Origin of the sequence: Salinivibrio sp. MA427 (assembly GCF_001996115.1) — a bacterium.
GTDB classification, from domain to species: domain Bacteria; phylum Pseudomonadota; class Gammaproteobacteria; order Enterobacterales; family Vibrionaceae; genus Salinivibrio; species Salinivibrio costicola.
Map to the genome: position 1 here is coordinate 1 of NZ_MUFH01000117.1, position 7,492 is coordinate 7,492.

The following is a 7,492-nucleotide window of genomic DNA, read 5'->3' on the forward strand; positions in this document are numbered from 1 at the left end:
CCTTGCCACCACCTGTTTCCCTTGCCACCACCGATTTTGGGTCTTGATGAATCATGACATCCGCACCGGGAAAGGCGACCAGCAGCCTATCTTCTACGGCATCTGCAAGGGTATGTGCATCCACTAAGGGTAGCTCGTCATCAAGCTCTATGTGTAGTTGGATAAATTTTGTCATACCGGCTTGGCGCGTACGCAGTTGGTGAATACCATGAACGCCGACGACAGAACTGGAAAGTACCGCGATTTTCTCTTGCTCTTCAAGCGGTAACTGCCGATCAAGCAGTGATTGGACCGCCTCGTACGCCATTTTGACAGCTTGAGATAGGATAAAAACACTGATGCCGATGGCAAACCAAGCGTCAGCTTGCGTCCAGCCGTACCAACTCAATGCCAAGGCGACGATGATCGCAATATTCATTAATAAATCGGATTGATAGTGAAGTGCATCGGCAGCAATGGCTGGGCTGGCCGTTTTGCGAATCACCCATTTTTGGAATAAGACTAACCCTAGCGTAATCACGGTGGCACCGGCACTGACAGCAACGCCAAGCTCTGGCGATGCAATCGGCACTGGCTTGAACAAACGTTCAAGGCCACTGAGGAGCAAGAAAGAGGCTGATCCGACGATAAAGGTGGATTGCGCGAGTGCGGCGAGGGATTCGGCTTTGCCGTGCCCGAAACTATGCTCACTATCAGCAGGTTGAACGGCGTACCGCACCACAATTAAATTGGTCAACGAGGCCAGTAGATCGAGCAGTGAATCGACAAATGAGGCCAGCACACTGACCGATCCTGTTAGCCACCATGCAATCAATTTGGCCAGAAGTAAGGTGGTCGCTACCGCGGTGGCTGCCCACGCGGCGGCCTCGACCCAGAAAGCATACTGTTTTTTCATAAAAAAGGGCTGTGTAATGAAACGCAACCCTTAGTATATAGACTGTTGACCCGATGCGTATGACACGACGCAGATTTATCGTGAACAATTGCCTCGACGATCATGGTGGCCTTGGCCGCGCTTGCCTTTTTCTTTATCCCAACCGCCGTGTCGGCGTTGGTCATGCATCTTATCTAAGAAGATTTCTTGTTGCTCTGGCGTCAACACTTGCATCATGGCATGCATGTGGCGAGCGCGCTCGATCCCTTGGCCGTGCATTTGTCGGCCATGTTGTGGCATGGCATTAAATAGCTCGGTGGCCGCCGCTTCATCAAATTCTGGTTGAGTTAGCAGTGCCCCCATTTTCTGCCGGAATCCGTCACGCGCCTGGAGACGTTGATCGCGGTAAGTGTCGCGAAGGGTGTCGAGTTGTGATTGTTGTGCTTCCGTTAAGTCAAGATCCTGCCAGATCCCGCGGTTGGTGTCGTTACCGAACTGCGGTGCAGCAAGGGTGGGAATCGCAATGAGCGCGGCGGCTAAGCCAAGGGTTAAACGTTTCATCCTGTCTCTCCATCATTGAGTAGGTACACGTTTAGATTAACCCTTGGGATGTAAAGTCACGTTATGCGATGTAAAGATGGGTAAAGTCATGCCTGTGCCGATGTCGCTATGATAAAAAGATTGTATTCAGCGTCACTGAATTGAGGAGAGGGTCACGGGCGATGCAGCAGGTTCTAATTATTGACGATGACACCGAATTGACCGCACTGCTTGGTGAGTTGCTGTCATTGGAAGGGTTTTCGGTTCGCTGCGCGGACAATGGACAAATGGGCTTAGCAATGGCGAGTGAGTTACCGCCAGATATTATTTTGCTCGATGTCATGATGCCGGTCTTAAATGGTATGGAAACGTTACGGCAACTCCGCGCCACGTCACATGTTGCGATTTTGATGTTGACCGCACGAGGTGAAGAGGTAGACCGCGTGATGGGCTTAGAGCTTGGGGCGGATGATTATCTGGCCAAACCGTTTAGTGATCGAGAGCTTCTAGCAAGAATGCGGGCGATTTTACGACGCACTCGCTTACCGGACCCCGATCCGCCGACCCAAGCGCAAGAGCCTGTTTTAGCCCATGACGATGTGTGCGTTTACCCGCATCGGTTGGAAACAGTATGCCAAGGCGAGACGGTCGATCTGACCGGCATGGAGACAGAAATGTTGGCGTGCTTGCTGGCGCACCCGGGTGAAGTGGTAAGTAAAGCCCACTTGAGTGAGCAGGTGTTAGGTAAGCGTTTGATGCCCTTTGACCGTGCCGTGGATGTGCACATTTCCAATTTGCGCAAAAAGTTACCTGAGCGTGCTGATGCTAAACCAAGAATCAAAACGCTGCGAGGAAAGGGGTATTTATGGGTCGACTAGCCAGCGTGCGCCAAACCCTGTCGCGTGTTCCTTTTTTCTCCAGTTTGTATGGTCGGGTTTTCGTGATTTTTTGGCTCACATTATTACTGGTATTAGCGGCGGTCATTTGGGCCCAGCGTGGCGATCCGCGATCGCTGCACCCAGTGCCGGCCGCGGAGCAAGCACGTATTGCTGCTCAAATAAATCAGTTAGTGAACATCGCGACGACACGCGACATACCGATAGCCACGCTCATTGCCAGACATAATCAGCGTCGTGGTCATCGCCACAGTCGGGCAGCGAACACCCTTTACTGGGTCCCTAAATCGGCCCGGATTGACGATTTACCGACCGAGTTACGTCGCTTTATGGCTCAAACCAATGAGACAGAGCAGCCGATGCAACGCTTGGTGCGTCGCGCCATGCTCGCCGGTCCTTTCCTGCGTTAGAGTGCGGCCCGAGAGAATTCAGTGAGGCTGGGAAGGGATTTAATCATATGGTTACGGCGCTCAATCAAATGGTGACCGGACAACAGCAACTGGTGTCGGATATTTCTCATGAGTTACGGTCACCGCTGACGCGCTTACAAATGGCACGCGCCTTGGCGGAGCGTGAATTAGGACACAGTGATAGCTTGGCCAGGATTGAGCGGGAAGCGGGGCAGCTTGAAGCCTTAATTGCGGAGCTGCTTACGTTGTCAAAACTGCAAGCGCAAGGGCAGCTTGAGCGCGCGTCGATCAGTGCGGATGTGTTGTGGCAGTCGGTGGTGGACGATGCGAGTTTCGAAGCGAATCAACAAGGCAAATCGATCACGATAACGCCATGGCCGTCGGTCACATTGAGTGTTAATTCGCGCCTAGCTTGTAGCGCGTTGGAAAACGTACTAAGAAACGCGATCCGTTATGCGCACCTAGGTATCGATATCACCACATTCATTGATGATACCATGCTGGTCATTCAGGTTGCCGATGATGGTCCGGGAGTGCCAGAGAGCATGTTGACCGATATCTTTCGGCCTTTTTATCGTGTTTCTGCCGCCCGAGAGCGGCAATCTGGCGGCTCTGGGCTAGGGCTTGCGATCACCGCGCAAGCGGTACAACAGCATGGCGGGCAGGTCCTGGCTCACAATCGACCGCAAGGCGGGTTGGTCGTTACACTTCGCTGGCCGGTGCATTAATATTGCGCTGGTTTCCCGCGGTTGCGACAATAACGGCTTATTTCTCACTGTGGTAACTGACCATGTTTGACATTGCGCTTTATGAGCCAGAAATTGCGCCTAATACGGGCAATATTATTCGATTATGTGCTAACTGTGGCGCTAACTTGCACTTGATTGAGCCGTTAGGCTTCGATTTGGAAGAGAAGAAGGTACGCCGTGCGGGGTTGGATTATCATGACTTGGCGCGGGTGACGCGACATGCGAATTATGCCGCCTTCATTGATGCCATGGCGGGACGTCGGATCTTTGCTTGTACAACCAAAGCGACGCAATATCATACTCAGGCAACATTTGCGCCTGGCGACGTGCTGTTGTTTGGCCCTGCAACACGGGGGCTACCGCAGGATCTTATTCAGGCACTGCCGGACACGCAGCGTTTGCGTATCCCGATGCAGCCAGATGCACGCAGCCTCAACTTATCCAATGCAGTGGCAATTATTGGCTACGAAGCCTGGCGCCAGTTAGGTTTTGAAGGCGCATAGCGAACAGACTGACAGACAAAAAACACCCCCTACCAATAGGGGGCGTTTTTATTCGCGAGCGCGTTGCTATTGGCTATTTAACCGCACAACGAATTACGCTTTTTTCGCTTCACCGGCGGCTTTCGCGATTGCAGCAAAGCCTGCAGCGTCAAGCGCGGCACCGCCAACCAAGGCGCCGTCGATATCCGGCATCGCGAACAGCTCTGCGGCATTTCCAGCTTTGACCGAACCGCCGTACTGGATGACCACTTTGCTTGCGACGTCTTCGCTGTAAGACGCAATGTGCTTACGGATAGCTGCATGAATGTCTTGCGCTTGCTGAGCGGTTGCCGCTTTACCGGTGCCGATTGCCCAGATTGGCTCATAAGCAATGATCGCACCGTTTAGCGCTTCAACGCCTTGAGATTGGATCACAGCGTCAAGCTGGCGAGAACACACCGCCAGAGTTTCGCCCGCTTCGTTTTGTGCGTCAGACTCACCGATACAAAGTACTGGCGTGAGGCCATTTTCTTTCAAGAAAGCGAATTTTTTCGCCACAAACTCGTCAGATTCTTGGTGATATTCACGACGCTCTGAGTGGCCGATAATAATATGGGTTGCACCAAAATCTTTCAGCATGTCGGCAGAGATATCACCGGTGAATGCACCGCTGTTGTTGGTATCAACGTTTTGCGCACCCAACTTAATGGCGCTGTCAGCCAGCAGTTGTTCGGCTTGTGCCAGATACATCACCGGTGGTGCGACGGCAACGTCAACGCCTTCAACGTCTTTGAGTTCAGCATTAAGGCCGTTAAGCAGTTCAGTGACCATGGCTTTGCTGCCATTGAGTTTCCAGTTACCCATTACCAATGGACGGCGCATAGGAGTTCCTCCGCGGTTTAGTTGATTTGAAGTCAAAAGATGTAAAGAAGGTAGTCTATTGTAGCGCGGCCTTCTCTGTTTAAAATCATAGAATGGCGAGAATGTCCTCGTTTTTACCCGTTTTGCGCGCAAAAGGGAACCTTCAAGTAGTAAAATTTCATCATTATTGCGCCAATGGGGCGGCCAAAGTGTGACAGAGGTGCTCGTGATGGCGCCTATCTTGCGGCATGATGCAGGTTTGTGTTTTCAACGGAGTGAAATGATGCCTCATTTGGTGATGGAATACACCGACGCGTTAGCAGAGCGCGTGAACATTGATCAGCTGGTGGATGATCTGCACCAAGCGGCGATCGCCACCGATTGTTTTGACCCTGACGCGCTCAAATCTCGCGCCGTTCCATGCGCCGTTTGGCGTGTCGGCGCGCAAGCCGATCGCGGTGAGTTTGTGCATGTCGAGTTTCGCCTACTGGCTGGACGCAGTGATCAACAAAAACAGCAAATCAGTGACGCATTAACCGGGCCGCTGCGTGACCATGCAGGCCATGTCACCAGCCTAACGGTGGAAGTTCGTGACATGGATACCACCAGTTATCGCAAGTGGGTCGGACCCAATCATGCCCTATGAGTGGCTCAATCGGTTTATCTCGATTGCGTTGGCGGTGTGGGGGCGTTGGCTGTTTGTCCCACTTTAAATTCCATGATGTCCGCTTGATGGCTGCGCAAGGCGTCTGGGTTGGTAAACGCAGTCGAAAAGCGCGAATACTGACGAGTCAGTGCTTGGAAGAGCATCATGTTGACGTGTAATGGATTTTTACCATGATCAATCATGCGATTAATATGGCTTAACATGGCATGGAGCTGCGGCTGAGTGGCGTGGGACGCATTGGCGATCACCTCTTCGCTCATTTTAAGCCGTAATGTTTCTAACGCACGAGGATCGGTTTGGGCCAGCGCCGCTAACTCATCAAAAGAAGGAAGGGTCTTCATCGCATACTCCTTACGCGTCGTCGGCCGCGTGGCCGTGTTACCAAAGCGTTAAAGTAACTATGAGTCGAGGTTTGCCAGGGATCAAACTTGCGCTGTCTGGCTAAGCTGGCGCCGTGGATAGAGAGATGGACGACGTATTGAGTAATCAATTGAATCAACGCCGTTTTTCTGGGATTATTTTTGTGGGTAAAAATGCCCCGCTTTACCGTATGCGTATCAGCAAAGCAGGGGGAGTGTTTTTACCAGTAATGCTCAGTAGTCACATTCCCGGGCTTGCGGCGTAAGTTTTTACTGAGGCCTTTTCCTTCCAGCAGTGTTTTCACTTCTTTTACCATGGCTGGGTTGCCACACAACATCACCTGGCTGTGCTCGGAGGTCAGAGGCAGACCAACCACGCGCTCGAGCAATCCGTCTTCGAGCGCGTGTGTTACCCGACCTGATAAGGCGCCAGCTATAGGCTCGCGACTAACAAAAGGCTGAACCACCAGTTGATCAGGGTATTTTTCTGCCAGTGCGTTAATGCGTGCTTGATAGGTTAAATCGGCAGCAAAACGTACCGCATGGACCAAGATAATTTTGCGAAAACGCGACCAGACATCGCCTTGCTCCATCAGCGAAATATAAGGGCCGATGGCTGTTCCCGTGGCAAACATCCAAAGGTGTTGACCTTGTGGTACTTCATCTAGGGTAAAGTAGCCGGCTGGATCTTGGGTAATCATCACGTTATCACCCGGATCGAGCGCGTGAAGGCGTGGTGACATCAGGCCGTCAGCCACACGTGTCGCATACACTTCTAAGTATTTACTTTGTGGAGGATTCACAAACGAATAGGCGCGCTGGATCAGTTTGCCATCGATCTCCATCCCTAGCTTTGTGAATTGGCCTGCCGTAAAGGGCGCGACAGGGGCGGATAACACCAGGCTGAAGAGATCCTTCGTCCAATGTTGGTTCTCCACGACATCAGCCTTGATCCAAGTGGCCATATTACCTCCTCACGTTTTATCTCCAATGCGATAAGTGCAGCGATGCTGTCCTGAAACAATGTGTTCTTCACGTTCCACCCGATAGCGGTTGCCCAGTAAGTGTCGAAATAACTGGATTTCTGAGCGACATAGCGCAGGACAGGTTTTCGCTGCTTGACAGATAGGGCAGTGATGTTCAATCAACATATAGTCAGCGCCGTCTCGATGGAGCTCGGCCATATACCCCTCGCTCTCTCTAAGATACGCCAAGGTTTGCAATTTAGCCTCTAAATTATCGCAATCTTTGAGCGCATCTTGGTATTGGGCGAAGGTGGCCGCTTCACGTTGGGCGATCACTTTTGCGACCCCTTGGTCGCCAAAAACCTCTTGCACCGAATCGATCAAGGTGACGGATAAATCATGATGACTATCCGCAAACCGTCGGTGTCCGGTGGCGGTTAAAGACCAGTGGCGTGTAGGCCGGCCAACTTTGGCGCGGATATCTTCAAAATCCACCAAGCCATCACGCTCAAGGCTTTGTAAATGCTGACGCACGCCCATGGTGGTCATATTCAGGTTATCCGCTAAGACTTTTGCACTGACACGGCCTTCGCGCTTTATGGTGTCTAAAATGCGGTCAGTGGATTTCATCGTCCGGACCTCGATTACCCCAATTGCAAATGTGCGAACGCATACTCACAATTAAATAA

Annotated in this window: 11 protein-coding genes; 5 read left to right on the forward strand and 6 right to left on the reverse strand. The window is 51.9% G+C overall.

The window, feature by feature from the left end; genetic code table 11:
* Together fieF and BZG79_RS08920 are read right to left on the reverse strand one after the other, a co-directional pair.
* On the reverse strand, positions 1-895 hold an 895-nt coding region (fieF, locus tag BZG79_RS08915; RefSeq protein WP_108743257.1), incomplete at its 3' end, for a CDF family cation-efflux transporter FieF.
* A gap of 75 nt (positions 896-970) precedes the next feature.
* Positions 971-1,435, reverse strand: coding sequence for a Spy/CpxP family protein refolding chaperone (locus BZG79_RS08920; protein WP_025744229.1), 465 nt, complete (start codon positions 1,433-1,435; stop codon positions 971-973).
* Positions 1,436-1,596: 161 nt separating this feature from the next.
* On the opposite strand from BZG79_RS08920, the gene BZG79_RS08925 reads away from it, so the two are divergent.
* The 4 genes from BZG79_RS08925 to BZG79_RS08935 all read left to right on the forward strand — a co-directional run bounded on the left by BZG79_RS08925 (position 1,597) and on the right by BZG79_RS08935 (position 3,972).
* The gene (locus tag BZG79_RS08925) at positions 1,597-2,292 is read left to right on the forward strand and encodes a response regulator (protein ID WP_025744230.1); all 696 of its coding nucleotides are present in this window, start codon (positions 1,597-1,599) and stop codon (positions 2,290-2,292) included.
* Positions 2,280-2,720: a hypothetical protein gene (locus BZG79_RS16655; RefSeq protein WP_242414150.1), complete on the forward strand. Its 441-nt coding sequence runs from the start codon at positions 2,280-2,282 to the stop codon at positions 2,718-2,720. The genes BZG79_RS08925 and BZG79_RS16655 overlap by 13 nt, the downstream gene beginning before the upstream one ends.
* Positions 2,721-2,767: 47 nt before the next feature.
* Positions 2,768-3,448, forward strand: coding sequence for an ATP-binding protein (locus tag BZG79_RS16660; protein WP_242414151.1), 681 nt, complete (start codon positions 2,768-2,770; stop codon positions 3,446-3,448).
* Positions 3,449-3,510: 62 nt separating this feature from the next.
* The gene (locus tag BZG79_RS08935) at positions 3,511-3,972 is read left to right on the forward strand and encodes a tRNA (cytidine(34)-2'-O)-methyltransferase (RefSeq protein ID WP_077774224.1); all 462 of its coding nucleotides are present in this window, start codon (positions 3,511-3,513) and stop codon (positions 3,970-3,972) included.
* Positions 3,973-4,065: 93 nt separating this feature from the next.
* Here BZG79_RS08935 and tpiA read toward each other — a convergent pair whose 3' ends face one another.
* On the reverse strand, positions 4,066-4,833 hold the full coding sequence (gene tpiA / locus BZG79_RS08940) for a triose-phosphate isomerase (RefSeq protein WP_077461526.1): 768 nt from the start codon (positions 4,831-4,833) through the stop codon (positions 4,066-4,068).
* Between the two features lie 190 nt (positions 4,834-5,023).
* On the opposite strand from tpiA, the gene BZG79_RS08945 reads away from it, so the two are divergent.
* On the forward strand, positions 5,024-5,458 hold the full coding sequence (locus BZG79_RS08945; protein ID WP_241824089.1) for a 5-carboxymethyl-2-hydroxymuconate Delta-isomerase: 435 nt from the start codon (positions 5,024-5,026) through the stop codon (positions 5,456-5,458).
* A 14-nt stretch (positions 5,459-5,472) separates the two neighbouring features.
* Here BZG79_RS08945 and BZG79_RS08950 read toward each other — a convergent pair whose 3' ends face one another.
* The 3 genes from BZG79_RS08950 to BZG79_RS08960 form a co-directional block, all read right to left on the reverse strand.
* Positions 5,473-5,820 (reverse strand): DUF3135 domain-containing protein, encoded by a 348-nt coding sequence (locus tag BZG79_RS08950; protein ID WP_025744234.1) that lies wholly within the window; start codon positions 5,818-5,820, stop codon positions 5,473-5,475.
* Positions 5,821-6,059: 239 nt separating this feature from the next.
* Positions 6,060-6,803 (reverse strand): ferredoxin--NADP reductase, encoded by a 744-nt coding sequence (locus tag BZG79_RS08955; protein ID WP_077774225.1) that lies wholly within the window; start codon positions 6,801-6,803, stop codon positions 6,060-6,062.
* A gap of 9 nt (positions 6,804-6,812) precedes the next feature.
* The gene (locus BZG79_RS08960; protein ID WP_025744236.1) at positions 6,813-7,433 is read right to left on the reverse strand and encodes a metalloregulator ArsR/SmtB family transcription factor; all 621 of its coding nucleotides are present in this window, start codon (positions 7,431-7,433) and stop codon (positions 6,813-6,815) included.
* Between the last annotated feature and the right edge of the window lie 59 nt (positions 7,434-7,492).

Excerpts from the sequence above, each read along its gene's own strand:
- BZG79_RS08935 (WP_077774224.1), top strand. The coding sequence starts at position 3,511 with ATGTTTGACATTGCGCTTTATGAGCCAGAAATTGCGCCTAATACGGGC.
- BZG79_RS08960 (WP_025744236.1), bottom strand. The coding sequence starts at position 7,433 with ATGAAATCCACTGACCGCATTTTAGACACCATAAAGCGCGAAGGCCGT.
- tpiA (WP_077461526.1), bottom strand. The coding sequence starts at position 4,833 with ATGCGCCGTCCATTGGTAATGGGTAACTGGAAACTCAATGGCAGCAAA.
- BZG79_RS08955 (WP_077774225.1), bottom strand. The coding sequence starts at position 6,803 with ATGGCCACTTGGATCAAGGCTGATGTCGTGGAGAACCAACATTGGACG.
- BZG79_RS16660 (WP_242414151.1), top strand. The coding sequence starts at position 2,768 with ATGGTTACGGCGCTCAATCAAATGGTGACCGGACAACAGCAACTGGTG.
- BZG79_RS08950 (WP_025744234.1), bottom strand. The coding sequence starts at position 5,820 with ATGAAGACCCTTCCTTCTTTTGATGAGTTAGCGGCGCTGGCCCAAACC.
- BZG79_RS08925 (WP_025744230.1), top strand. The coding sequence starts at position 1,597 with ATGCAGCAGGTTCTAATTATTGACGATGACACCGAATTGACCGCACTG.
- BZG79_RS16655 (WP_242414150.1), top strand. The coding sequence starts at position 2,280 with ATGGGTCGACTAGCCAGCGTGCGCCAAACCCTGTCGCGTGTTCCTTTT.
- BZG79_RS08920 (WP_025744229.1), bottom strand. The coding sequence starts at position 1,435 with ATGAAACGTTTAACCCTTGGCTTAGCCGCCGCGCTCATTGCGATTCCC.